The sequence below is a fragment of the Amycolatopsis sp. cmx-11-51 genome (genome assembly GCF_047608665.1).
In the GTDB taxonomy this organism is placed as follows: Bacteria; Actinomycetota; Actinomycetes; order Mycobacteriales; family Pseudonocardiaceae; genus Amycolatopsis.
Window position 1 is genome coordinate 132,875 of the sequence record NZ_JADNQO010000014.1, and the last position, 22,920, is coordinate 155,794.

23 protein-coding genes are annotated in these 22,920 nt (G+C 68.4%); 9 read left to right on the forward strand and 14 right to left on the reverse strand.

What is annotated here, in order from left to right:
* Positions 1-2: 2 nt before the first annotated feature.
* Together ACM6LU_RS32510 and ACM6LU_RS32515 are read right to left on the reverse strand one after the other, a co-directional pair.
* Entirely contained in the window at positions 3-377 is a 375-nt protein-coding gene (locus ACM6LU_RS32510) for a YccF domain-containing protein (RefSeq protein WP_414941638.1), read from the reverse strand.
* Positions 377-1,138 carry a PhzF family phenazine biosynthesis protein gene (locus ACM6LU_RS32515; protein ID WP_414941681.1) on the reverse strand — a complete coding sequence of 254 codons (762 nt, stop codon included), beginning with the start codon at positions 1,136-1,138 and terminating at the stop codon, positions 377-379. The genes ACM6LU_RS32510 and ACM6LU_RS32515 overlap by 1 nt, the downstream gene beginning before the upstream one ends.
* Before the next feature lie 139 nt (positions 1,139-1,277).
* Here ACM6LU_RS32515 and ACM6LU_RS32520 point away from each other — a divergent pair, with 139 nt between their 5' ends.
* Together ACM6LU_RS32520 and ACM6LU_RS32525 are read left to right on the forward strand one after the other, a co-directional pair.
* The gene (locus ACM6LU_RS32520; RefSeq protein ID WP_414941639.1) at positions 1,278-2,984 is read left to right on the forward strand and encodes an AMP-binding protein; all 1,707 of its coding nucleotides are present in this window, start codon (positions 1,278-1,280) and stop codon (positions 2,982-2,984) included.
* 95 nt (positions 2,985-3,079) lie between these two features.
* Positions 3,080-4,228: a hypothetical protein gene (locus tag ACM6LU_RS32525; RefSeq protein WP_414941640.1), complete on the forward strand. Its 1,149-nt coding sequence runs from the start codon at positions 3,080-3,082 to the stop codon at positions 4,226-4,228.
* A gap of 87 nt (positions 4,229-4,315) precedes the next feature.
* Here ACM6LU_RS32525 and ACM6LU_RS32530 read toward each other — a convergent pair whose 3' ends face one another.
* Positions 4,316-5,287, reverse strand: coding sequence for a R2-like ligand-binding oxidase (locus ACM6LU_RS32530; RefSeq protein WP_414941641.1), 972 nt, complete (start codon positions 5,285-5,287; stop codon positions 4,316-4,318).
* Positions 5,284-5,895 (reverse strand): TetR/AcrR family transcriptional regulator, encoded by a 612-nt coding sequence (locus tag ACM6LU_RS32535; RefSeq protein WP_414941642.1) that lies wholly within the window; start codon positions 5,893-5,895, stop codon positions 5,284-5,286. The genes ACM6LU_RS32530 and ACM6LU_RS32535 overlap by 4 nt, the downstream gene beginning before the upstream one ends.
* Before the next feature lie 94 nt (positions 5,896-5,989).
* Between ACM6LU_RS32535 and ACM6LU_RS32540 the strand changes: the two genes are divergently transcribed.
* The gene (locus ACM6LU_RS32540) at positions 5,990-6,643 is read left to right on the forward strand and encodes an HAD family hydrolase (protein ID WP_414941643.1); all 654 of its coding nucleotides are present in this window, start codon (positions 5,990-5,992) and stop codon (positions 6,641-6,643) included.
* Here ACM6LU_RS32540 and ACM6LU_RS32545 read toward each other — a convergent pair.
* The gene (locus tag ACM6LU_RS32545) at positions 6,579-6,824 is read right to left on the reverse strand and encodes a hypothetical protein (RefSeq protein ID WP_414941644.1); all 246 of its coding nucleotides are present in this window, start codon (positions 6,822-6,824) and stop codon (positions 6,579-6,581) included. The two genes, ACM6LU_RS32540 and ACM6LU_RS32545, sit on opposite strands and share 65 nt — an antisense overlap.
* Positions 6,825-6,956: 132 nt before the next feature.
* On the opposite strand from ACM6LU_RS32545, the gene ACM6LU_RS32550 reads away from it, so the two are divergent.
* A complete protein-coding gene (locus tag ACM6LU_RS32550) occupies positions 6,957-7,343 on the forward strand; it encodes a cold-shock protein (RefSeq protein ID WP_101610878.1) in 387 nt (128 codons plus the stop codon).
* An 81-nt stretch (positions 7,344-7,424) separates the two neighbouring features.
* On the opposite strand, the gene ACM6LU_RS32555 is transcribed toward ACM6LU_RS32550, so the two are convergent.
* From ACM6LU_RS32555 to ACM6LU_RS32565, 3 genes are read right to left on the reverse strand one after another with little or no spacing between them, the layout of a single operon-like run.
* Positions 7,425-7,907, reverse strand: coding sequence for a DUF2771 family protein (locus ACM6LU_RS32555; protein WP_414941645.1), 483 nt, complete (start codon positions 7,905-7,907; stop codon positions 7,425-7,427).
* A 10-nt stretch (positions 7,908-7,917) separates the two neighbouring features.
* Positions 7,918-9,846, reverse strand: coding sequence for an MFS transporter (locus ACM6LU_RS32560; protein ID WP_414941646.1), 1,929 nt, complete (start codon positions 9,844-9,846; stop codon positions 7,918-7,920).
* A 51-nt stretch (positions 9,847-9,897) separates the two neighbouring features.
* Positions 9,898-10,662, reverse strand: coding sequence for a glutaminyl-peptide cyclotransferase (locus ACM6LU_RS32565; protein ID WP_414941647.1), 765 nt, complete (start codon positions 10,660-10,662; stop codon positions 9,898-9,900).
* 49 nt (positions 10,663-10,711) lie between these two features.
* Between ACM6LU_RS32565 and ACM6LU_RS32570 the strand changes: the two genes are divergently transcribed.
* Together ACM6LU_RS32570 and ACM6LU_RS32575 are read left to right on the forward strand one after the other, a co-directional pair.
* A complete protein-coding gene (locus ACM6LU_RS32570) occupies positions 10,712-11,671 on the forward strand; it encodes a DUF3027 domain-containing protein (protein ID WP_414941648.1) in 960 nt (319 codons plus the stop codon).
* Positions 11,661-14,474 carry a sacsin N-terminal ATP-binding-like domain-containing protein gene (locus tag ACM6LU_RS32575; RefSeq protein ID WP_414941649.1) on the forward strand — a complete coding sequence of 938 codons (2,814 nt, stop codon included), beginning with the start codon at positions 11,661-11,663 and terminating at the stop codon, positions 14,472-14,474. The genes ACM6LU_RS32570 and ACM6LU_RS32575 overlap by 11 nt, the downstream gene beginning before the upstream one ends.
* A gap of 67 nt (positions 14,475-14,541) precedes the next feature.
* Here ACM6LU_RS32575 and ACM6LU_RS32580 read toward each other — a convergent pair whose 3' ends face one another.
* On the reverse strand, positions 14,542-14,769 hold the full coding sequence (locus ACM6LU_RS32580) for a DUF2530 domain-containing protein (protein WP_414941682.1): 228 nt from the start codon (positions 14,767-14,769) through the stop codon (positions 14,542-14,544).
* Between the two features lie 80 nt (positions 14,770-14,849).
* Between ACM6LU_RS32580 and ACM6LU_RS32585 the strand changes: the two genes are divergently transcribed.
* The 3 genes from ACM6LU_RS32585 to ACM6LU_RS32595 all read left to right on the forward strand — a co-directional run bounded on the left by ACM6LU_RS32585 (position 14,850) and on the right by ACM6LU_RS32595 (position 18,170).
* Positions 14,850-16,307, forward strand: coding sequence for an NCS2 family permease (locus tag ACM6LU_RS32585; RefSeq protein WP_414941650.1), 1,458 nt, complete (start codon positions 14,850-14,852; stop codon positions 16,305-16,307).
* Between the two features lie 67 nt (positions 16,308-16,374).
* Complete coding sequence (locus tag ACM6LU_RS32590) at positions 16,375-16,806, forward strand: MarR family winged helix-turn-helix transcriptional regulator (protein WP_414941651.1); 432 nt, start codon at positions 16,375-16,377, stop codon at positions 16,804-16,806.
* Between the two features lie 104 nt (positions 16,807-16,910).
* Positions 16,911-18,170: an MFS transporter gene (locus ACM6LU_RS32595; protein ID WP_414941683.1), complete on the forward strand. Its 1,260-nt coding sequence runs from the start codon at positions 16,911-16,913 to the stop codon at positions 18,168-18,170.
* A gap of 168 nt (positions 18,171-18,338) precedes the next feature.
* Here the strand turns inward: ACM6LU_RS32595 and ACM6LU_RS32600 are convergent, their stop codons facing one another.
* The 5 genes from ACM6LU_RS32600 to ACM6LU_RS32620 all read right to left on the reverse strand — a co-directional run bounded on the left by ACM6LU_RS32600 (position 18,339) and on the right by ACM6LU_RS32620 (position 22,796).
* Positions 18,339-19,355, reverse strand: a complete 1,017-nt coding sequence (locus ACM6LU_RS32600; RefSeq protein ID WP_414941652.1) for a hypothetical protein — start codon at positions 19,353-19,355, stop codon at positions 18,339-18,341.
* A gap of 391 nt (positions 19,356-19,746) precedes the next feature.
* Positions 19,747-20,247 carry a hypothetical protein gene (locus ACM6LU_RS32605; protein WP_414941653.1) on the reverse strand — a complete coding sequence of 167 codons (501 nt, stop codon included), beginning with the start codon at positions 20,245-20,247 and terminating at the stop codon, positions 19,747-19,749.
* Positions 20,248-20,393: 146 nt separating this feature from the next.
* Entirely contained in the window at positions 20,394-21,101 is a 708-nt protein-coding gene (locus ACM6LU_RS32610) for an SDR family NAD(P)-dependent oxidoreductase (RefSeq protein ID WP_414941654.1), read from the reverse strand.
* A gap of 216 nt (positions 21,102-21,317) precedes the next feature.
* Complete coding sequence (locus ACM6LU_RS32615; protein WP_414941655.1) at positions 21,318-22,076, reverse strand: arylamine N-acetyltransferase family protein; 759 nt, start codon at positions 22,074-22,076, stop codon at positions 21,318-21,320.
* 96 nt (positions 22,077-22,172) lie between these two features.
* Positions 22,173-22,796, reverse strand: a complete 624-nt coding sequence (locus tag ACM6LU_RS32620) for a superoxide dismutase (RefSeq protein ID WP_020631814.1) — start codon at positions 22,794-22,796, stop codon at positions 22,173-22,175.
* Between the last annotated feature and the right edge of the window lie 124 nt (positions 22,797-22,920).

Sequence of the window (22,920 nt, forward strand, 5' to 3'; positions counted from 1 at the left end):
CCTTACGGCAGCTCCACGATCTCCTTGCCCAGCGGCATCAGCGAGACCGGGATCATCTTGAAGTTCGCCACGCCCAGCGGGATCCCGATGATCGTGATGCACAGCGCGACCCCGGTCAGCACGTGCCCGATCGCGAGCCACAGCCCGGCGAAGACGAACCAGATGACGTTGCCGATCGTGGACGCCGCTCCGGCGTCGTGCTGGTCGACCACCGTGCGGCCGAACGGCCACAGCGCGTAGGCCGCGATCCGGAACGACGCCAGGCCGAACGGGATGGTGACGATCAGGACGCAGCAGATGACGCCGGCGACGACGTAGCCGAGTGCCATCCACAGGCCGCACAGCACGAGCCAGATGACGTTCAGGATCAGGCGCATCAGACGTGCAACTCCCCACTGGCCACGGTGACCGCTTGCCCCGAAAGCAGGACACGGTCGCCTTCGAGATTCATCCGCACGATGCCACCGCGCGCCGAGGCCTGCTCGCCGACCAGCTTGTCCCGGCCGAGGCGTGCGGCCCAGTACGGCGCCAGGACGCAGTGCGCGGAGCCGGTCACGGGGTCCTCGTCGACGCCGACGCCCGGCGCGAAGAACCGGGTGACGAAGTCGATCCCGTCGACGTCGCCCGTGGCGGTGACCATCAGCCGTCCGGTCCAGTGCGCGCGCAGCGCGGCCAGGTCCGGCCCGAGCGATCGGACCACCGAAGCGTCGTCCACCACCGCGAACACGTTCTGGTGACTGCGTCCGACGTACTCGAAGGAGACACCCGGCAGGATCGAGGACAGGTCGTCGTCCGATTCCCGGGGCGGATCCGACGGGAAGTCCATCGACACCCAGCCGTCTTCGGCGCGGCAGCGCAACTCGCCGCTTCTCGTCGTGAAGGTCTGCTCGCCGCCCAGGACGTGCGTGGTCGCCAGTGTCGCGTGCCCGCACAGGTCGACCTCGGTCTCCGGCGTGAACCAGCGAAGCGACTTCGGTCCTTCGCCTCCCACCTCGACGAAGGCCGTCTCGGCGTGCTTCAACTCGGCCGCGACGGACTGCATCCAGCCCGCGTCGCCCGGCGAGTCCAGCAGCACGACTCCGGCTGAGTTGCCGGCGAAGGCCTCGGAGGTGAAGGCGTCGACGATGTAGAGGCGCATGTCTTCGACGATATCGGGCATCCGGGAGCCCGGCCTCCGGGTTTCCCCCGAGGTGTCGCGGGTCTCCACTCGCAGGTGGCCCAGGTCACCGAGGTTTTCTAGACTCGACGTGTCGATGCCGCCGAACGCAGGAGTCTCCATGCCTGACGCCCCCGCCTTGCCGGTTTCGAGGCACGCTTTCCCGCAAAGAACCCATCAGCGCAGTTACGCGTCGGGAATCTCGGACGCCCCGCTGCTGGGGGACACCATCGGTGACAACTTCGACCGCACCGTGGCCGCCTTCGGCGACCGGGACGCGCTCGTCGACCGGGCGGCCGGGAAACGCTGGACCTACAACGAACTCGCCGCCGAGGTGAACGCGCTCGCACTGGGCCTGCTGGACCTCGGGATCGCCAAGGGCGACCGCGTCGGCATCTGGTCACCGAACCGGTGGGAGTGGACCTGCGTCCAGTACGCCACCGCGAAGATCGGCGCGATCCTGGTCAATATCAACCCGGCGTACCGCTCGCACGAACTCGAGTACGTGCTGAAGCAGGCCGGGATCAAGCTCATCGTGGCCGCGAACTCGTTCAAGACCTCGGACTACGCCGGCATGATCACCGAGGCGGGGCCGAAATGCCCGGCGCTGGCACACGTGGTGCTGCTCGACAGCCCGGCGTGGCAGTCGCTGCTGGAGATCGGGGGAAAAGCCGACCGCGCGCCGCTGACCGAACGGCAGAGTGAGCTGTCCGCGGACGATCCGATCAACATCCAGTACACCTCCGGCACGACGGGTTTCCCCAAGGGCGCCACGCTGAGCCACCACAACATCCTGAACAACGGCTACTTCGTCGGCGAACTCTGCGACTACACCGAAGCCGACAAGATCTGCGTCCCCGTGCCCTTCTACCACTGCTTCGGCATGGTGATGGGCAATCTCGCCGCCACCAGCCACGGCGCGTGCGTGGTCATCCCGGCGCCCGCCTTCGAGCCGAAGGCCACGCTGGAAGCCGTCGCGGCCGAGAAATGCACGTCCCTGTACGGGGTTCCGACGATGTTCATCACCGAGCTGGCCGACCCGGACTTCGAGTCCTACGACCTCTCCTCGCTGCGCACCGGGATCATGGCGGGCTCGCCCTGTCCGGTCGAGGTGATGAAACAGGTCATCGACCGGATGGGCATGGCGGAGGTGTCGATCTGCTACGGCATGACCGAGACGTCGCCGGTGTCCACGCAGACCCGTGCGGACGATTCGGTGGAGCGGCGGGTTTCGACGGTCGGGCGGGTCGGGCCGCATCTGGAGGTCAAGGTCGTCGATCCGGAGACCGGGCTGACCGTGCCGCGCGGCGAGCCGGGCGAACTCTGCACGCGCGGCTACTCGGTGATGCTCGGCTACTGGGAACAGACCGACAAGACGGCCGAGGCGATCGACGCGGCGCGGTGGATGCACACCGGCGACCTCGCGATCATGGACGCCGACGGGTACGTCACCATCACCGGCCGCATCAAGGACATGGTCATCCGCGGCGGGGAGAACCTGTACCCGCGCGAGATCGAGGAGTTCCTCCACACCCATCCGGACATCCTCGACGCGCAGGTCATCGGCGTCCCCGACGTGAAGTACGGCGAGGAACTGATGGCGTGGGTCCGCCTGCACGAGGGCGCGTCACCGCTGACGATCGAGGCGCTGCGGGAGTTCTGCGAGGGGAAGCTGGCGCGCTACAAGATCCCGCGCTATGTCCACGTCGTCGAGGACTTCCCGATGACGGTGACCGGCAAGGTGCGCAAGGTCGAGATGCGGGAGCAGTCGATCAGCATTCTCGGGTCGGAAACGGCGGTCTCCACCGAACACGCCCGAACGGATTGACACTTCGGGGCAACCTGTCACAGAGCTGAAACGTGTTCCCCGTGCGGCAGGAAGTCCCGCAGAGCGCGGGACGGTGGGGGCCGCCCAGGGGAAACATGTTCAGTCAACGAAGTAAACGTTTACTGGCCACGCTCGCGGTGGCCGCGGCTCTTCCGCTCTCCCTTCCCGCGGTCGCGAGCGCGGCGGCGGGCCCGATCGATCTCGGTCTCCTGCCCGGTGACGAGATGACCCAGGTGAACGCGGTCGGCGACCGGGGGCAGCTCGTCGGGGAGTCCTGCAGTACCGAGCCGCACACGCATTTCTGCACCGCGGTGAAATGGGACCGGGCAGGCCGGATCTCCGTGCTGCCGTCACTGGGCGGCGGTTTCGGCTCGCCGAAAACGATCAACGGGAGCGGGGTGGCCGTCGGCAACGCGACCGGACGGGACCTGAGCACGCGGGCCGTGCGCTGGTCCCCGGACGGCGCGGTCACCGAACTGCCCGCGCCGCCGGGCGGCCGGACCTGGGAGGCGACGGGGATCAGCACGCTCGGCGTCATCGTCGGATCGGGTCAGGACGCCGACGGCGGGCAGCGCGGGCTGCGCTGGGACCCGTCGGGGAACGTCACGGTGCTCGCCGCCCCGCCGGTGGCGGGCAACTACTACGCGACCGCGATCACCCGTGACGGGCGGTTCATCGCCGGACAACTCCACGAGGCCGACGGCAGCAACCGGATCTTGCGCTGGAACGCCGCCGGCGAGGTCACCGTGCTCGGTCCCGTGGACGAGTACAGCTCGTTCGGCGAGCTGAACGCCTCCGGCGAGATCGTCGGCAGGACCACGATCAACGACCGGCACGCGGCGGTGAAGTGGACCGCGGACGGCCGCATGATCGAACTCGGCTGGATGAACCCGTACGCCACGGAGGCACTGGGGCTCAACGGTTCCGGGGTCTCGGTGGGAATGGGTTACGTCGATTCCCCGAGCGGCTCCCTTCCCGCCCCGGTGCGCTGGGCGAGTGACGGGACGATGACGCTGCTGTCCGGCACCGACGGTCAGGCCGAGGACATCGACCCGCGGGGCCGGATCGTCGGCCGCGCGGGAAACGCCTCGCTCTGGGACGCGAACGGGGTGCGGACCGACCTCGGAACGCTGCCGGGCGGTGGTTTCAGCCGGGCGCAGCTGATCGGTCTCGACGGGACGATCGCGGGGGGCGCGGTCGCCGCGGACGGCAACTGGCACGCCGTCTACTGGCCAGCCAGGTAAGTCCGTGAAGGACGCTTTCCCCGCATGCGATGCGGGGAAAGCGCCCTTCACCGCATGAGACGCGGGCAAAGTCCCCTTCAGCTCCCGTTAAGCGGCGGAGTTGGTAGCGGCCGCGGCGATCGCCTTCGCGTCTTCTTCACCGAAGGTCTCTTCGAGGTTCTCCGGCGAGTAGTCGAGGTCGATCTGCTCCACCGGCATTCCGCGCGCGGACTCGATCGCGCCGAGACGGCGCTGCGCCCGATCGGCCGCGTACTGGATGATCTCCTCCGGGTCGTTGTCGAACGGGACCTCCTCGAACTGGTCCTGTACCCACTGGATCATGTTGAGCGCGTGGGGAAGCAGCTCGCCCATGCGCTGCTGCACCGCGTCCCAGAGCGAGTCGTCCGCGGCGACGTGACGGCGGCAGGTGAAGGTGCCCCAGGCCATGTGGCGGCGTTCGTCGTCGCCGATGCGGCGCACGAGTTCCTGCATGCCCGGCAGGATGTCGTGCTGCGTGCAGATCAGCTGCCACGAGTAGTACCCGGTCAGCGCGAGACTGCCTTCGATGACGTGGTTGTAGGTGACGCTCGCGCGGATCTGGTTGAGCGGACTGGGATCGTCCTCCAGCGCCCGCAGTGACCGCGGCAGCTCTTCGTAGAAAAGCTTGCGGTAGTGGGGATTCTCGGCGACGTACGGATGCAGGTCCTCGGTCAGGCCGACGGCGTCCATCCAGCGTCGGAACACCTCGGTGTGCTTGGCCTCTTCGAAACAGAACTGCGTCAGGTACATCTCGTCGCCGAACCGGCCGGTCGCGGACATCGCCCGCATGAACGGCTGGATGTCCTCCGTGACCGCCTCTTCCCCCGCGATGAACTGCGCCACGAGGTACGTCGCCGACCGCTGCTGCTCCGGGTTGAGGGTGTCCCAGCCCTCGCGTTCACGGGAGAAGTCGATGTCGGCGGGATTCCAGAACTTCTTGTTGCCCTTGGCGAACAGCCGTAGCGGGAACGAGTCCCAGTTCAGCCCGCCCTTGCGCAGAGAGGAAAAACCGGTCCGCAGCTCAGAGAGCGTGTCGGTCACAAGGTCTCCTTCGAATCGTGGGTCAGTGCCCGGATGGCCGGTGCCAGCACGGCGACGACGGAAGCCGCCGCCTCGTCGGCCGAATGCGTCGGCATGACGAGATGGGACAGAGAAAGCCGCACGACGGTCTCCGCCAGCAGCGCGGCGGACCCCGTCGAGAGCGACGGCTCGAACTCGCGGTACTGCCCGGCCGCGACCTCGGTGGCGGCGGTCAGGATCGGTTCGCCCTTGGTGGTGAGCAACGGCAAGAGGTCTTCACCGGCCCCGGTGCCCAGCGCGGTGGCGACCAGGCGGTTCTCGCGGGCGTGCTCGATGGTGTAGACGACGGCCTCGCGGATGCCGTCGCGGAGGTTTCGCGCGTGCTCGACGCGCAGCCGGATGCCCTCCAGGAACTCCGAGGTCGTCCGGAGCACGACGGCCTCGGCGAGCGCGGCCTTGTTGCCGAACTCGTTGTAGACGGTCTGCCTGCTCACCCCGGCGTGCGCGGCGACGTCCGCCATCCGCAGCGCCGTGAAGCCGCGCTCGGTGAGCAGTTCGGTGGCGGCTTCGAGGAGCGCCTCCCGCAGAGAGGCCTTGGTTCGATCGGAGAAGCTCGTGATCTCGCCCACACTTCCAGCTTGACACAGAGCACGCTCATGTCAAAGGAGTTGACGAGTACCTGTCCGGCGTAAATCCGTCGGTGGTGGCGGCTACCGTGGCGGTGTGGGCATCACCGTGGGGTTCGACCTCGACATGACACTGATCGATCCGCGGCCGGGCATGGTCGCGGTGATGAACGCGCTCGGTGTGGAATCCGGTCTGCCGCTGGACGGAGAGTTCTTCGCGGCCAACCTCGGCCCGCCCCTCGACGACAGCCTGCGGGGGTTCGGGGCACCGGAAGAGCGCATCCCGGAACTGGTGACGCGGTTCCGCGCGATGTACCCGGAGACCGTCGTGCCGGTGACGGTCGCGCTGCCAGGGGCGGCCCAAGCACTGCACGCGGTCCGCGAAGCGGGCGGACGCACCGTCGTCGTCACCGGGAAGTACGGACCCAACGCGAAACTGCACCTGGACGCCCTCGGTCTCGAGGTCGACGTCCTGGTCGGTGAGCTGTGGTCGACACAGAAGGCCGCCGCGCTCACCGAGCACGGCGCCCAGGTCTACGTCGGGGACCACCTCGGCGACGTCCGCGGCGCGCTGGCGGCGGGCGCGGTACCCGTCGGGGTCACGACGGGCCCGTGCACCAAGGCCGAACTGCTCGCGGAAGGGGCCGACGTGGTGTTCGATTCCCTGACCGAGTTCCCCGGCTGGTTCAGCTCTTTCGGCGAGCCTCGCGAACCAGGGCGATCAGGCCGAGAGCCAGACCCAGCGGGGTGACCACGCCCGCCGCGGCGGACAGCCACACCGGCAGGTTCTCCAACCCGGCGGCGAACAGGACGAACACGGCTGTGACGGCGATCATGCCGATCGCGAACAGGCCGATGCCCACGCGCATGAGGATGGGCTTGCCGGGCTTTTCGGGGACGGCCACGGCGGCCTCCTTTGCTGCGGTCTCCATGAAACAAAGGGTATCCGCCGGTATCCGCTTCTCCACAGGGCAGGTGTCGAGATACGCTTACGGGACGCGCGCCCTGGGTACGCCCCCGGGCGCGTTCGTTGTGAGCGGGACAGCAAAGGACTGGTGAGGGAAGTGCCGACCGGCAAGGTCAAGTGGTACGACGCGGAGAAGGGTTTCGGTTTCGTCACCCAGGATGGGGGCGCCGACGTCTACATCCGTAAAGCCGCGCTGCCGCAGGGCGTCGAAGGGCTCAAGGCTGGCCAGCGCCTCGAGTTCGGTGTCGCCGACGGCCGCCGCGGCCCCCAAGCGCTCTCGGTCCGGCTGCTGGACCCGCCGCCCTCGGTCGCCGAGGCGCGCCGCCGTCCCGCCGAGGAGCTGCACGGGCTCATCGAGGACATGATCAAGTTGCTCGAGCTCAAAGCGCAGCCGGACCTGCGGCGTAACCGCTACCCGGACCGCAAGAACACGAAGCAGATCGCCGAGATCATGCGCGCCGTCGCCCGGGACCTCGATCCCTGATCTGCACCCCTCCGGATGCTATGAACGGCCCGTTACTTGCAAAATTTGCAAGTAACGGGCCGTTCATAGCACGCGCTGCGCTCAGAGGGTGGGCGGTTCCACCTGGAGCGACCAGATCGCCGTGGTGACCGCTTCCGCGTCCTCCGGACGCCCCGTCTGGCTGATCACCGAAGCCTGCGCCACCTCGACGACGAGGATCTGGTCGTCGGGCCGGGGTGTCGTCACGGTGTAGGCGAACCGGTCCAGCGACGTGATGATGTCCTGCTTCAGTTCCTGCGGCTCGCCGTGGGCGTTCACGTACTGCACCGTGACCTTCCACGGCGTTTCCGCGATCCCGCTCGGCACCGAGATCTGCACCGGCTTCCCCGGCCGGACACGCAGCTTGCCCGCGGCGTCGGGTTTGGTGGTGCACTGGGCGCTCGTGATGTCGCAGGACGCCAACGGGGTGACGTTCACCGTCTTCCCGTCGGCGAAGAAGGTCACCTCTTCGGGGCCGGGGGCCGAGCAACCGGCCACCACGAGAACCCCCGCCGCGAGCAGGGCCGAAATACGAAGTCGCCGCATACGGTGAAGATTACGAGCCCGGCCGCCACCGGGAGTCACCGGCCTCCGACGGGAGGGGCGATTCGCTGGTCGGCTCCGGGCGCAGCGGGCGGTCGCCGCCGAGACCGGGGATCAGCGAGGTCCCGCGCCGGACCATGAACGTCTGCGTGAAGCCGACGGCCAGCAGGATCGACAGCACGAGGAACCCGATCCAGTACGTCGGCGGCAGCAGCAGGCCGACGGCACCGCCGAAGCACCAGGCCATCTGCAGTACGGTTTCGGACCGCCCGAACGCCGAAGCGCGCGACTCTTCCGGCAGGTCCTCCTGGATGACGGCGTCGAGGCTGATCTTCGCCAGCGCGCTCGCGGTCGCGCCGACGAGCGCGACGATCGCCGCCGTCGCCAGCCCGGCCGCCACGGTGGCGATGACCGAGATGCCGAGACAGGCTCCGACACAGGCCAGGATCACTTGATCCGGTTTGCCGAAGTGCAGCCGGGAGCCGAGCGCGTTCCCCAGGAAACCACCGGCGCCCGCCGCGGCGCCGATGATGCCGAGCAGCAGCAACTGGTCGAACGGGCTCTGCCCGCTGCCTTCGGCCTGCGCCTTCACCGCGAACGCGGAGAACATCATCAGGAACCCGGTCAGCACGCGGACGGTGCCGTTGCCCCACAGCGAGATGACGATCTGCCGACCCATCGGCTGCCGCTGCTTCTTGATCCGCCGCTCGGGATGCGCGGACAGCGAAGCCGGGACCTCGCCCTCGGTCTTCTCGACCCACGACGGGATCCGCATCGACTGCACGGCGGCCGCGACGCAGATCACCATGGTGAACCACAGCGCGCCCTGTGAGCCCCAGATCGCGTTGACCCCGCTCGCCAGCGCGCCGAACACACCGGCGGCGACCAGGCCGAACACGGTGAGCCGGGCGTTCGTTTTCGACAGGGTGATCTCGGGTGGCAGCACCCGGGGCGTCATCGCCGCTTTGAGCACGGTGAACGACTTCGACAGCACCATCATGCCCAGCGCCGCCGGGTACAGGAGCCAGTCGTCGAAATGCAGCGCCATCACGATGGCCATCAGTGCCTGGCCTGCCGAAGACACGCACATCGCGAGCCTGCGGCCGCGCTGGATCTTGTCCAGTGCCGGGCCGATCACCGGCGCCACCAGCGCGAACGGGGCGATCGTGATGAGCAGGTAGAGCGCGACCTTCCCCTTGCTCTCCCCGCTGGTCGCGGCGAAGAACAGCGTGTTGGCCAGCGCGATCGCCATCGCGGCGTCGCTGGCGTAGTTCAGCATCACCGCGTACGTCAGCGAAGTCAGGCCCGACTTGTCGGCGCCGTCCGCCTTCGTCGCGCGCTGGAACGCGCCGACGGCCTGCCCGGTGAGCTGACGGCTGCGCATCGCCGCGACCCGGGTGACCGTGATCTTCTTCGGCAGCTTCGGCATCCCGCCCGCCCGCGGCGGGACAGCGGTCGTCGGGTGCTCCTGCGGAAGTTCCCCGGCGCCGCGCGGTTCGCCCGCGTAGCCGCCGGTGTCGTAGTGCTCGTACTCGCCGCTGCCCGGCGGGTGGTCGTCGTAGAACCCGCCGGGACGACGCCGGACGGGTTCGGTCTGCCGCTGCGAAGGATCGGGGTACGGCCGCGCGCCGCGCGGCGGTGTCCGAGGCGGTGGCGGCGGTGGTGGCTGGTGGTGCCCCATCGGGATCGCGCCGGTGCGCGCCTCGTCGGCGGTCGGCCCGGCCGGATGAGGCTGGTACTGCGGGTGGGGCCGGGCCGCGCGGGGCGGGCCCGGTGGCACCGGCTGCTGGTCGACGCGGGTCGGCGGCGGCGCGGACCAGCTGCGTGCCTGGGTCGCGCCGGGTTCCGGCGTCCACTTCCGCTTGCTCTTGCGGCCGCGCTCCTTGCCCGCCCGACCGGAACGCGTGCCGTCGGGTTTGGAGTTCGAGCCGAAGATTCCCACCCTTCAATCCTGCCTTACGCGAGACCCGCCGCGCGCGCTCACCACTGCTTTCTAGGCGGCAGGGACGAACTTCACCCGGAACATCTTGGGCCAGAGCTTGCCGGTGAGCAGGAAATCGCCGGTGCCGGGTACCGCCGCGATGCCGTTGAGCACGTCGGCGGAGCTCCGTTCCTCGGGGCTGAGGAGTCCGGACGCGTCGATCTCGCCGGTGACCCGCCCGGTCGCGGCGTCGATCCGCAGGATCTCGTCCGTCTGCCAGACGTTCGCGTACACCGAGTCCCCGACGCACTCCAGTTCGTTCAGCTGGCCACGCCCGACGTCGACGCTGCCCGTCGGCGCGAAGGACGCGGGATCACGGAAGGTCAGCTTCGACGAGCCGTCACTCATCACCAGTCGCCCGTCGAGGTGACACAGGCCCCAGCCTTCACCCGTGTAGTTCACGCGCCTGCGCTCGGCCAGCGTCTTGGCGTCGCGTTCGATCGCGACGCCGTCCTGCCAGGTGATCTGCCAGGCCGTCGGCCCGAGCACGGTGATGCCTTCGCCGAACAGACCCGGTAGTTCCCGGCGGACCGACGGCGCCGCGCCCGCGGGCCCGGCCCGCATCGACGATTTCCCGACCAGGCCGGTCCCTTCGTACAGCGTCTCGCCGGAGAACTCGAGGCCCTGGGTGAAGGCGGCCGCGTCGTGTGGCAGGGACGAAAGCACCCGCACCTCGAGTTTCTCCGGCGCGGGCGGGGTGGCATCGCTCACCGGCGCGGCGGCACAGCCACCGAGGACGGCGGCCAGCAGGAGCGAGGTGGTCATCGGCGTGCGCACGCGGACAGCCTGACACGGACCGCGATATCGCGTGCGGCAGAATGGGGGCATGACCCTGCTGTTGACCCTGGACGACGGCTCTATCCAGCGCAAACTCGCCGAGGCGGTCGAACTCGCCCGCGCGGCGGTGCTGGAGGACGCCGGTGCCGAACAGGTCGGCGCGCACGTCGGCGTCGACCGGGAGGACGCGGTTTCCGCGAGCCACCTGTTCGAGGCGACCGTGACGGGTTATCGCGGCTGGCGCTGGTCGGTGACGGTCGCGCTCGCCGGCGAGGAAGAGCCGGTCACGATCAGCGAGGTCGTGCTCATCCCCGGTCCGGACGCGCGGGTCGCCCCGGCGTGGGTGCCGTGGGAGCGCCGCGTCCAGGCCGGCGACCTCGGTGTCGGCGACATCTTCCCGGTGGAGAAGGACGACCCGCGGCTCGCTCCGGCGTACCTGGCGTCCGACGATCCCGCGGTCGAAGAGGTCGCCAAGGAGACCGGGCTCGGCCGGGTCCACGTGCTGTCCCGGTACGGCAGGCTCGACGCCGCCGCCCGCTGGCACGACGGCGAATTCGGCCCGCGGTCGGACATGGCGCGCAGCGCGCCGGACGTCTGCGGCGGTTGCGGGTTCTTCGTGTCGCTCGCGGGGTCGCTCAGCGCGGCCTTCGGCGCGTGCACCAACGACATCTCCCCGGCGGACGGGCACGTCGTCGACGTCGCGTACGGCTGTGGCGCGCACTCCGAGATCGAGGTCGAGGTGACCTCGTCGGTACCGGTGGCGGAACTGGTCTACGACGACTCGCTGATCGACTTCGAGTCCGCTCCCGAGGCACCCGTCGAAGCCGAGCCCGCCGAATCGACCGAGACCGAGGCCGAGTTCGCCGAGGCCACGGTCGTCGACGAGTCCGAGGCGCCGGTGGTCGAGGTGCCCGAGACCGCCGAGGTCCAGCCGGAGGTCGAACCCGAGGTCGCCGAGACCGAAACTCCCGAAGCTCAGCCCGAAACCGAAAGCGCCAGTGAGCACTGACCCGTTCGGCACCGAGCGGTTACGTGCCGCCGTCCTGCGTGCGTGGGCGGATTCGCCGACGCGGTTCACCGAGGACACCAACACCGAGAACGATCTGCGCGTCGGCGGCTACCGTGACCGGCTGTTCGTCGAGCTGGCGCAGAACGCCGCCGACGCCGCGCTGGCCGCGGGTGAGCCTGGCAGGCTCCGGGTGTCCGTTGTGGACGGTGAGCTGAGGTTCGCAAACACGGGCGCGCCACTGGACGCGCGCGGCGTCGAATCCCTTGCCTCCCTTCGCGCTTCCGGCAAGGGTGAAGAGACTGTCGGCCGCTTCGGTGTCGGGTTCGCCGCCGTGCTCACGGTTTCCGCCGAACCGCGGATCGTTTCGGCGACCGGCGGGGTCGCGTTCTCCGCGGACCGCACGCGTGCCGAAGCCGCCCGAACCGGTGATGTCCCCGTGCTCCGGCTCCCGTGGCCGGTTGGAGGCGGCGAACCTCCCCTGCCTGAAGGGTTCATCACCGAGGTCCGGCTCCCGGTGCGCGAGGGCGTCGACCTTCCCGCGTTGCTGGCGGACCTGAAGAACGACGTCGGTGACCTTCTGCTCACCCTGTCCTGGCTGGAGAGCATCGAGGTCGAAGGTGGTGCCTGGCGCCGCACCGATCTCGGCGACGGCGTCGTCGAACTCTCGTCACCGGACGGTTCCGCCGAGCACTGGCAGGTCCATCGCGGTGAGGTCGTCTGGGCCGTTCCGCTCGATGGATCCGGCTCGCCGCGTCCGCTCGGCGAGGACGTCCTGCACGCCCCGACGCCGACCGATGACGAACTTTCCCTGCCCGCGCGACTGATCGCGACGCTGCCGATCGAGCCGTCGCGTCGTCGCGCGCTGCCGGGGCCGGAGCTGACCGCGGCACTGAAGAACGCCGCGCGGGAGTACGTCGATCTCGTCCGCTCCCTGCCCTCGAAGGAACGCCTGGCGCTCGTCCCCGGTGGCGGGTTCCCACGTTCCACTGTGGACGGAACACTGCGCGAGGCCATTCTCGAAAACCTCGCCGATTCGCCATGGCTTCCCGCGCAAGCGGGTGACGACTTGCCGGGGCGTCAGGCGCGGGTCCTTTCGGTGGACGTGCCGGGGTTGGCGCCCCTGCTGGCCGATTTGGTGCCAGGACTGGTCTCACTGTCCGGTGTGGACCTTCGTGCTGTCGGTGCTCAGGCCCTTTCGCCCGCTGAGGCGATCGAACTGCTGACCGGGGTCCAGCGCGAGCCGTCGTGGTGGCACTCGCTCTACGACGTGCTGCTCCCGGCGCTCGAAGCGCACGACCTCACCAAGGACGACCTCGGCGCCCTGCCGGTCCCGATGTCGGACGGCCGTACCCTGCCCGGAGTGCGCGACGCGCTACTCGTCGGCGGCTCGGCGGAACTGCTCGAACTGCTGTCCGATGTGGACATCATCGGCCTGCGGCTCGTGCACCCGGTCGCCGCGCATCCGTTGTTGGAACGCCTGGGCGCCAAGCACTCTGAAGCGAGTGACCTGCTCGAAGCCGACGCGCTGAGCGCGGCCGTCGAGCGCAGTGTTGAAGACGTCCAGTCCGGTTTGGACGGTATGGCGTTAGCGGGCGCGGTGCTTCGACTGATCGCCGAAGTCGGCGACGACGCCCCCGAATGGGCGGGTGCCTTGGCCCTTCCGGGCGAAGACGGCTGGCGGCGCGCGGACGAACTCGTCCTGCCCACTTCGCCGCTGGGTGACATCCTCGATCCCGAGGTGTTCGAAGAAGACGGCGCGTTGTCCGTGCTGGACGAAAACTTCGCCGAGGACTGGCCGGTCGGCACCCTTGTCGCGGTCGGCGTGCTGAATTCTTTCGCGCTGGTCACCGACGAAGACCCGCTGGAGCCGGAGCACGGCCTGCCCGACGAGCACGACTGGTGGGATTCGTCCGAACGGCCGCCGTCCCGCCTGCTCGCCGTGCGCGATCTCGACCTGGTCGCCGACGACGCCTGGCCCGAGGCCTTGCGGCTGCTGGCGTCCCGCCCGGAAACCTGGCGGGCCCTCACCGAACCCGGCGGGCACGCCGGCTGGTGGCTCGCGCGGTACGCGCTGCTGGACGGGCACGCGCCGCTCGACTGGCGCATGCCGGACGCCGCCGCGCTGGCCGGTCTCTACGACGTCGTCCCGGATTCGGGACTGAGCAAGGAGATCCTGCTCGCCGCGGGCGTTCGGACGGAGCTGGGAACCGAGACCGCCGAGGACGTCGAAGATCTGCTTGAGCGGCTTGGGGATCCGGAGCGCACGGTGAGCCCCGGGCTCGCTTCCCGGGCGCACGCCGTTCTCGCGGAATCCACAGTGGACGTCGGGGCGCCGGATCGTGTCCGGGTCGCGGACGGTTCGGCCGCCGACGCGGGGAACGCCGTCGTGCTCGATGTGCCGTGGTTCGCCGCTGTGCTGGCGCCGGAGCGGATGGTCGTCTCGGCGAGTGGCGCCGGGGCGCTGGCGGAACTGCTGGACCTGCCGGTGGCGAGCGGTCTCGACGCCAAGGTCACCGAAGACGGCGAGTTCGTGCCGTGGACGGAGCTTTCCGCGCTCCGGCTGGCCGCCGATCAGCTGGGTGTCGAGCTGCCCGAGGGCGGGGTGCTGCTGCACGAGGCGCTGGCGGTGGCCTTCGAGGACGCGGAGCGCGTCGTCGCCTGGTGGTCCGACGGCAGGCTGCACGCCGCCGATACCCCCGAAGGCCTCGCGCGGGCCTTCGCCTGGGCCACGGACCGGTGGGCCGATCGGCACGTCCTCACGGCCCTGCTCGACGACCCCTCACCGTCGGCCCTCCTCAACTAACGCGATTAGTCCTCTAGTTGCGGTAGTTGCCCCGTGCAAGTACCGCAACTAGAGGACTAATCGCGGGTTACAGGCGCTGGGCGCTTTTGGAGCCGCGCCGGGCGGCGGCGCGTTGCCAGGCGATGATCGCGAGGCCGACGAAGCCGAGCACGAGGCCGGAGAGGGCCGTCTGCACCCAGATGCCGTCGGTCACAAACAACAGGACCACGGTCGCGACCGCCCAGAGCGAGGTACCTACGATCACGACCGGCGTCAGGTCGGTCAGCTGTTTCGGCAGCTCCGGCGTTGGCCGCACTGAACCGTTTACTTCCCCGGAATCGATCGATTCGCCCACGTGGGGAAGGGTACCCGGCAACGGGCGAAGGGTGGTACGCGATGGCGGAGCAGCGCACCCGGTCCACACTGGACCGGTACTTCAAGATCAGTGAGCGCGGCTCGACACCGGGACGTGAGGTCCGCGGCGGGATCGTCACCTTCTTCACGATGGCCTACATCGTCGTCCTCAACCCGCTGATCATCGGCAGCTTCTCCGCTTCCGACGCCGGCGCGCACAAGGACGTCCTGGGCAACATCCTCCCCGTTCCTCAGGTCGCCGCGGTGACGGCGCTGGTCGCGGGCGTACTGACCATCATCATGGGGCTGGTCGCGAACTACCCGTTCGCCATCGCCACCGGCCTCGGCATCAACAGCCTGATCGCGGTCACCTTCGCCTCGCAGATGACCTGGCCGGAGGCGATGGGCCTGGTGGTGATCGAAGGACTGGTCATCGTCCTGCTGGTCTTCGCCGGGATCCGCACGGCGGTGTTCAACGCCGTCCCGCCACCGCTCAAATCGGCGATCGCCGTCGGCATCGGCCTGTTCATCTGCCTGATCGGCCTGGTCGACGCCGGATTCGTCCGGCGCGTCCCGGACGACGCGAAGACCACCGTGCCGGTCGGGCTCGGCATCGACGGTTCGATCGCTTCGTGGCCGACCGTGGTGTTCGTCGTCGGCCTGCTGCTCACCGGCATCCTGGTGGCGAAGCGGGTCAAGGGCGCGATCCTGATCGGCGTCCTCGCCTCGACCGTGCTGGCGATCGTGGTCGAGGCGATCACGAAGGTCGGCCCGTCCAAGGGCGTCAACCCGCAGGGCTGGAACCTCGGTTACCCGGCGCTGCCGGACCAGGTCCTCGGCCTGCCGGACCTCTCACTGGTCGGCGACATCTCCTTCGGCGCCTGGACGCGGCTGCCGATCATCACCGTCGTGCTGCTGGTGTTCACCCTGGTGCTGGCGGACTTCTTCGACACCATGGGCTCGATGACCGGGCTGGCCAAGGAGGCGGACCTCCTCCCACCGGACGGCAAACTGCCGAATGTCGGCAAGGCGCTGTTCGTCGACGGCACCGCCGCGGTGGCGGGTGGCTTCGCGTCGTCGAGTTCGAACACCGTCTTCGTCGAGTCCGCGTCCGGAATCGCCGAGGGCGCCAGGACCGGCCTGGCGAACGTGGTCACCGGCGTGCTCTTCATCGCGGCCATGTTCCTGACGCCGCTGTACCAGATCGTGCCGGTCGAGGCCGCGGCTCCGGCGTTGGTCGTCGTCGGCGCGTTGATGATGAGCCAGGTCAAGGAGATCGACTTCGCCGACTTCACCGTCGCCCTGCCCGCGTTCCTGACCATCGTGGTCATGCCGTTCACCTACTCGATCGCGAACGGTATCGGCGCGGGCTTCGTCAGCTACGTCGTCATCCGCGCGGTCACCGGCAAGGCGAAGGGTGTCCACCCGTTGATGTGGGGCATCGCGGTGATGTTCGTGGCCTACTTCGCGGTCGGGCCGATCCAGGCCGCATTCGCCTGACCAGTGGTTATGTCATCCGTGGGCGATCTCACGGGGCGATGATCCGATCGTGAGGTATGCTAACTATATGTCCGGAGACACGCACGAGCGCTCTTTGGCGAGCCGCCTGCGTCTCGCGGTGGTGCGGCTCAATCGACGGCTGCGAGCCCAGCGTGCCGGTGACGGTATCTCGCTGACCCAGGTGTCCGCGCTGTCCACGCTGCACAAATGCGGTGCGCTGACCCCTGGCCAGCTCGCCGCGAAGGAAGGCGTCCAGCCGCCCTCGATGACGAGGGTGATCGCCGCGCTCGAGGAGATGGGTTACGTCGAGCGCAGGCCACATCCGACGGACGGCCGTCAGGCCATCGTCGAGTTGTCGGACCGTGGCCGGTCGTACGTGATCGAGCAGATCACCGCGCGGGAGATCTGGCTGGACAAGCAATTGGCGGAGTTGAGCGCGGAGGAACGCGAAGTGCTCTCTCGCGCCGCCGAGATCATCGACAGGATGGCGGGGAACTAACAGCGGTGACGACCACGGGTAGCGAAACACAGTGTCCTTCGAAGACCACTGCTACCCGGGAACCCGCTCCACCACCGCCCACGGCCGAGAAGCCGCGCGGGACGATTTTCTCCTCGCTGAAGGTGCGGAACTACCGGCTCTTCTTCACCGGCCAGGTCATCTCGAACATCGGTACCTGGATGCAGCGCATCGCGCAGGACTGGCTGGTGTTCACCCTCAGCGGCAACGACCCGGTCGCCCTCGGCATCGCGGTCGCGCTGCAGTTCACGCCGACGTTGTTCCTCTCGCTGTGGGCCGGGGTACTGGCCGACCGGGTCGACAAGCGGCGGCTCCTGATCGGTATCCAGATCGTCGTGCTGGCGCAGGCGGTCGTCCTCGGCGCGCTCGATCTGAGCGGTATCGCGGAACTCTGGCACGTGTACCTCCTCTGCTTCACGCTGGGCTGTACGGCGTCACTGGAAGTGCCCGCGCGGCAGTCGTTCGTCGCCGAGATGGTCGGCAGGGACAAGGTCACCAACGCCGTCGCGCTCAACTCCTCGATCTTCAACATGGCCCGTATCGTCGGCCCGGCCATCGCGGGGTTCGCGATCACCTGGGTCGGCACCGGCTGGCTGTTCATGGCGAACGCGGTGAGCACGGGCGCCGTCATCGCCGCGCTGGTGATGATGGACCCGGACAAGCTCTTCCGCGGCCCGGCCATCCCGCGTGAGAAGGGGCAACTGGTCGAGGGCCTGCGGTACGTCCGGCGGCGCAGCGACCTGATGACCGTGATGGTGCTGGTGTTCTTCGTGAGCACGTTCGGCATCACCTACTTCACCTCGCTGCCGATCGTCGCCGCGAACGTCTTCCACACCAACGCCGACGGCTACGGGCTCTTGTCGACGCTGGTCGCCGTCGGCACCTTCACCGGCGCGCTGATGTCGGCCCGCCGCAACACCCGCGGTGGTCCTCGCGTGCGGCTGCTGCTGATCTCGGCGTTCCTGCTCGGCGCGTTCGAGGTCGTCACCGCGTTCATGCCGACGTACCTGACCTTCGGCCTCGCGCTGATCCCGCTCGGCTACGCCACGATCACCTTCCTCAACACGGCGAACGCGCTGGTGCAGACCGCGGTCAGCCCGGAGATGCGCGGACGCGTGATGGGCCTCTACGTCCTCGTGCTGATCGGCGGCAACCCCATCGGTGGCCCGATGACCGGCTGGATCGCCGACGCCTTCGGCGGCCGCTCGCCGTTCTACATCGGCGGCGCGATCTCGGCGCTCGCCGCGGTGGTCTGCGCCGTCGTGCTGATCCGGCGCGGTGGGGTGAATTTGCCGGTGCGGCGGTTCGGCAACGGGTTGCGTGTGCTGAAGAGGGAGCGGGTGTGAACAAGCTCGGCGTCGAACCGTCGGCGCTCGATGGTTTCCGTGCAGGAGCAGACACCGTTGTTCCCCGGTGATCTCGGCTGTGGTGCGTGTTCGTCTCTTCAGCGACGACAGTGTCGAGTGGCAGGCGTACGAGACCCTTCTCGGCGACCTCCTGTCGAACTACCGGGCCTAACGGCCGAGCAGCGGCGGCACCATCTTCTCGGCGAGCCCGGTGAGATCGCCGGTGCCCTTGAACTTCAGCGTTTCCCCGCCCGGATCACCGGTGAGTTGCACGATGACGGTCTTGTCGGTCACTTGCGCCGGGAGCCCCGCGATGCTCGTGGACGGCCGGACGGTCGCGGACAACTCGCCGTAGTCCGCGGTCACGCCGTTCAGCTCGCAGGCGGCGAAGAAGGTGGGCTTCGCGGTGTCCACCGGGACCCCGAGCGCGCGGCCGAGTTCGCCGCACAGCAGCCAGGAGATCACCGGGAGCGGCTGATCCTTGATCGGGCCGGGCGCGGGTTTTTCGAGCGGGATCTCGCCGTCTTCGCCGATTTTCGGCAACTTCGGCCCGGGCGGCGTCGCACCGGCGATCAGCGCCTCGGCGAGCGCCTTCGCCTTGCTCTCGGTCTCGGGGACTTTGAGGACCCTGCCGCGGATGGCGACGTTCAGCACCGGCGAGGCGCCGTTGTGCGGCGCGACCTCGACCAGCTCGACGCTCAAACTGGTGCCGTCCTTGTCGGACGCGATGACCGCGAGTTTGCCGGCGACGGTGGTCCTCGCGGGCACGCCCCGGCTCGTGTCCTCGGGCAGCGCGGGGATCATCCGCGCGCTGACGTCGAGTTCCGCGGTGACCGCGTGGCAGGCACCGCCCGCCTCCCGCAGCGTGCGGCCGCCGAGGATCTCTTCCCAGCGCTGCTCCGGGATCGCCTGGCACAGCACCTGCGCGCCGGTGCCGCCCGTCAGCGCGGTCACCATCTCGCCCTTCGGCATCGGGACCGGGCGGAGCGCTTCGCCGGATCTGGACGGCCAGACTTTCGGCAGCTCGGCTTCCGTGTCGGGTTCGTCCCTGTTCAGCAGGGTGATCGCGACGACGATGCCCACGCCGAACAGCAGCAGGACACTCGTCAGCGCGCAGCCCGCCCAGATCCACATCGGACGGTCGGTCTTACGCGCGATGGCGCGGTAGTCGTTCCCGGTGGTCACGGGGTGAAGCTAGCCTTTCGCGGCGCGGCTGTCCGGCGAAACGCCAACCCGATGAGGGGATCGGAGAGGGGGGCCTTCGAGAGGGGTTGCGGTAGACTTCGATCAGCGCTGGTTCCAAAATCGGCGAAGTGGACCCGGCAGCCTTCCGGACGGTGGGTGGGCCGGGTTTCGCGTATCCGGACCTCCAACTCTCCTAGTGTCGCGTGATCCTGCTTGCTTGACGTTGGGTTTCGTTCCTCGGACGGCGATCTCGCGTGCTCAGACGGCGGTTACGCGTGATTGGACGGCGATCTCGCGTGATTGGACGGCGATCTCCGGAGATCGCCGTCCAATCACGGGTAAGACCTGCAGGATCACGCGACACTGGCTCAAAGTGCTTGGACCTCATTTACTATTTCGACGGCGCGGCGTTTCCAATGGCCACCACGTTGCCAACACCAGGCCAGCGCGTCTGGGATGGCGAGCAGCGGTTCTTCGAACGCCCGTAAGTGCCGGTATTCGAGAACGTCTCGGCAACCAGCCGGCGAACGGATCGGTAGAGGGTCTTCCGGTCGAGGTCCACGATGGACTCGTCGGTTTCGAGGACGAGCATTCGTGTTCCCGCGGCGGCGAGATCCTCGACAAGCACAGCGAGGCAGACTTCGCGTTGCCGCCGCCGATGATGTGCCGACGCGTCATAGATCTTCACTTGCGGCCCGAGTTCGGCGATGGTGTCCAGAATGAGTTTTCGTCGTCCGTCGTTCTCGTGGGTGAAATGCAGACGGCGTTGCCTGGGAAGCACCAGGCTTCGCATGGCACGCCGGGCGGACGTGAGGTCGCCTGAGAGCAGTGCGGCGGCCGTCACCAAGTAGCCGCCTTCCTTGCTCTCGTCGACGAACACGTGGCTGGTCATCCGGTCATTGTTCCGGAAGGGGACCGACAAGAAGATCATCGGTCGAGGGTCTCTTTTTGCGAATGAGCAAAGCTGGGTGATTCATGACCCCATTGGTTGACACCGCCTCGGGCGGCACCCGATTCGCGAAGCACGCCATTAGTCGACTACTTGCGAGACAGCAGACCCCTCAAGACCCCAGAAGCGGCGGCACCACTTTCCCCGCCAGTTCCCGCAAAGCACTTTCCGTCACTGCGCGGCTCCGTGGCTTCCGCGGGGACACCCAGCGCACGGCTGAGCTGGGTGCACAGCTTCCACGAGATCTCCGGCAGGGGCGCGTCGAGGATGCCCGCACCAGGTTCGACGGTCTTCCGTTCGATGACGTCTCGTTCGCCGGTGGCCGGCAGTTTCGGTCCAGGCGCGAAAGCTCCCGCGAGGACGGCTTCGGCCAGCCCGAGCAGCCGGGTTTCGCTCTGGTCGTCCTGCCGGGGCGCGCGCGTCCAGCTGGTCTCGATCCTGAGCACGCGCACGTCGGCGTCGGACAGCCGAATCTCCACAAGGGCCGGTGAGCCCTTGGCGACCAGATCCGCCGGGCGCCCGGCGACAGTGACTTTCCTTGGTGTGCCCACATCGCCCGCGACGGCTGTCCGGTGCAGGGAGATCCGCACCCAGTCGGCATCGGCGACCGAGTCGCCGTTGGACACCGCGCGCCCGCCCACCACGCGGATCTCCCGCGCGACTTCATCCGCGAGACCGGCGTCCACGTCGTTCACCACGACCGAGGCGCCCTGCGAGGCCGCGTAGTGGGCGAAAGCCCTGCCCAGACCCCGCCCGGAGCCGGTGATCACCACGGCCTTGCCGCTCAGAAGACTCATGAGAACAGTGTGCCGTCACCCGGAAGGGTGAGATCGGCGTCTCGCGAACGAACCTCTTGCCGGTATTGGTGAGGTTAGGCTAACCTCATGCATGTCCGCTTCGTGGTGGGAGCGGCAGTCAGTTCGGGAACGGACGAAGCCCCGCACTCGGGTCACCCCCGGAGGTGGGGCTTCGTTTATACCGGGGGTTCATGGTCGATGACCTCGCCGTTCTGGTCAAGGCCGTTCCGGCGGCCGGGCGAGCTCGATCCCGAACTCCTTCCGATAACCGTCCAGGATCTCCTGATCACTCGAAAGCCTGGTCTCCTCGCGGACACCGTGGGTGGTGACGATCAGTCTGTCGCCTGCCAGCGTCACCCGGCCGTGCTTGGTCGGCAGCGAACAGGTCGGCCCCTGAGTGAAGTGCGAGTCCGGCGACGTCGCCTGCCAGAACGCCGTCGGGACGAACTCGTCCAGTGCCCGGGACCGTTGCTCGATCCGGTACTGGGGCTTGCCATCCTCAAGGACGTCGATGTCGCCTTGAGGCGCGTCGAGGAACAGGAACTCACCGCCTGGGTCGGCCTGTGCCTCAGTGGCGGACAGTCGCAGCGGGAACCGGCTGAACCGGCCGAAGCCGACGTCGGCCAGCCAAGGCTCGTCCAGTTCGACGCGGACGGTCGCGTGGTCGAACGGCGGCCCGAGGCTTCCGTCTGGCCGGAACACCTTCGCGGACTTCAAGGTGGCGTCGAAGCCCAGCTCCCGCAGCAAGGCGGCGAAGAGCCCGTTCAGCTCGTAACAGAAGCCGCCACGACGTCGTCGCACGATCTTGTCGAACAGCGCTTCGGTGTCCAGGACGATCGGCTCACCGAGGTGGATGCTCAAATTCTCGAACGGCACCACCGCCAGGTGGCGCTCCTGCAGTACCCGCAGCGCGGCGACGTCCGCACCGGCGGGGCGGTCGAGTCCGAGGCGATCGAGGTACGCGGCGACGTCCATGCGTCCAGCCTGACACCTCGACTTCGCTGGAGGTCAAGCCCGCCTACGAAAAGCGGGGCCCTCCCGGAAGGGAGAGCCCCGTTTCGTGGTGGAGAGTCAGCCGAGCAGCAGGCCGTTGCCACCGGCGACGGCGTTGTCGAACCGCTTGGAGATCTCGGCCCAGTTGAAGATGTTCCACAGGGCCTCGACGTACTTGGGCTTCACGTTCTTGTAGTCCAGGTAGAACGCGTGCTCCCAGACGTCGACCAGCAGGATCGGCGTGGTCGGCAGGACCAGGTTGTTGTGGTGGTCGCGCAGCTGCTGGGTGATCAGCGTCTTGCCGATCGGGTCCCAGGAGAGCGCGGCCCAGCCGTTGCCCTGGATCGTGGTGGCGACCGCGGTGAACTGCGCCTTGAACTTGTCGAAGGAGCCGAACGCCTCGTCGATCGCGGAAGCCAGCTCGCCGGTCGGCTTGTCGCCGCCTTCCGGGGACAGGATCTTCCACCACACGACGTGGTTGGCGTGCCCGGCGAGGTGGAACGCCAGCGTGGTCTGCAGGCCGACGATGTCACCGAAGTTACCGGCGTCACGGGCTTCGGCGATCTTGTCGAGCGTGTCGTTCGCGCCCTTGACGTAGGTCGCGTGGTGCTTGCTGTGGTGCAGCTCGTTGATCTCGCCGGAGATGTGCGGCGCCAGTGCGCTGTAGTCGTAGTCGAGATCGGGGAGCACGTAGCGGGCCATCGGCCCTCCTTCTGTCTTCGACTTAAGTTTCCAAGGACGAACTTAGTCGTCTTCACCCGTTTACGGCGACCGGGGGCGGCCGCGTTCTCCCCAGGTGGAACGACCTGTTCGTAGTGGCCGTACC

Excerpts from the sequence above, each read along its gene's own strand:
- ACM6LU_RS32510 (WP_414941638.1), bottom strand. The coding sequence starts at position 377 with ATGCGCCTGATCCTGAACGTCATCTGGCTCGTGCTGTGCGGCCTGTGG.
- ACM6LU_RS32515 (WP_414941681.1), bottom strand. The coding sequence starts at position 1,138 with ATGCGCCTCTACATCGTCGACGCCTTCACCTCCGAGGCCTTCGCCGGC.
- ACM6LU_RS32520 (WP_414941639.1), top strand. The coding sequence starts at position 1,278 with ATGCCTGACGCCCCCGCCTTGCCGGTTTCGAGGCACGCTTTCCCGCAA.
- ACM6LU_RS32525 (WP_414941640.1), top strand. The coding sequence starts at position 3,080 with ATGTTCAGTCAACGAAGTAAACGTTTACTGGCCACGCTCGCGGTGGCC.
- ACM6LU_RS32545 (WP_414941644.1), bottom strand. The coding sequence starts at position 6,824 with ATGGAGACCGCAGCAAAGGAGGCCGCCGTGGCCGTCCCCGAAAAGCCC.
- ACM6LU_RS32555 (WP_414941645.1), bottom strand. The coding sequence starts at position 7,907 with ATGCGGCGACTTCGTATTTCGGCCCTGCTCGCGGCGGGGGTTCTCGTG.
- ACM6LU_RS32570 (WP_414941648.1), top strand. The coding sequence starts at position 10,712 with ATGACCCTGCTGTTGACCCTGGACGACGGCTCTATCCAGCGCAAACTC.
- ACM6LU_RS32585 (WP_414941650.1), top strand. The coding sequence starts at position 14,850 with ATGGCGGAGCAGCGCACCCGGTCCACACTGGACCGGTACTTCAAGATC.
- ACM6LU_RS32590 (WP_414941651.1), top strand. The coding sequence starts at position 16,375 with ATGTCCGGAGACACGCACGAGCGCTCTTTGGCGAGCCGCCTGCGTCTC.
- ACM6LU_RS32605 (WP_414941653.1), bottom strand. The coding sequence starts at position 20,247 with ATGACCAGCCACGTGTTCGTCGACGAGAGCAAGGAAGGCGGCTACTTG.
- ACM6LU_RS32610 (WP_414941654.1), bottom strand. The coding sequence starts at position 21,101 with ATGAGTCTTCTGAGCGGCAAGGCCGTGGTGATCACCGGCTCCGGGCGG.
- ACM6LU_RS32615 (WP_414941655.1), bottom strand. The coding sequence starts at position 22,076 with ATGGACGTCGCCGCGTACCTCGATCGCCTCGGACTCGACCGCCCCGCC.
- ACM6LU_RS32620 (WP_020631814.1), bottom strand. The coding sequence starts at position 22,796 with ATGGCCCGCTACGTGCTCCCCGATCTCGACTACGACTACAGCGCACTG.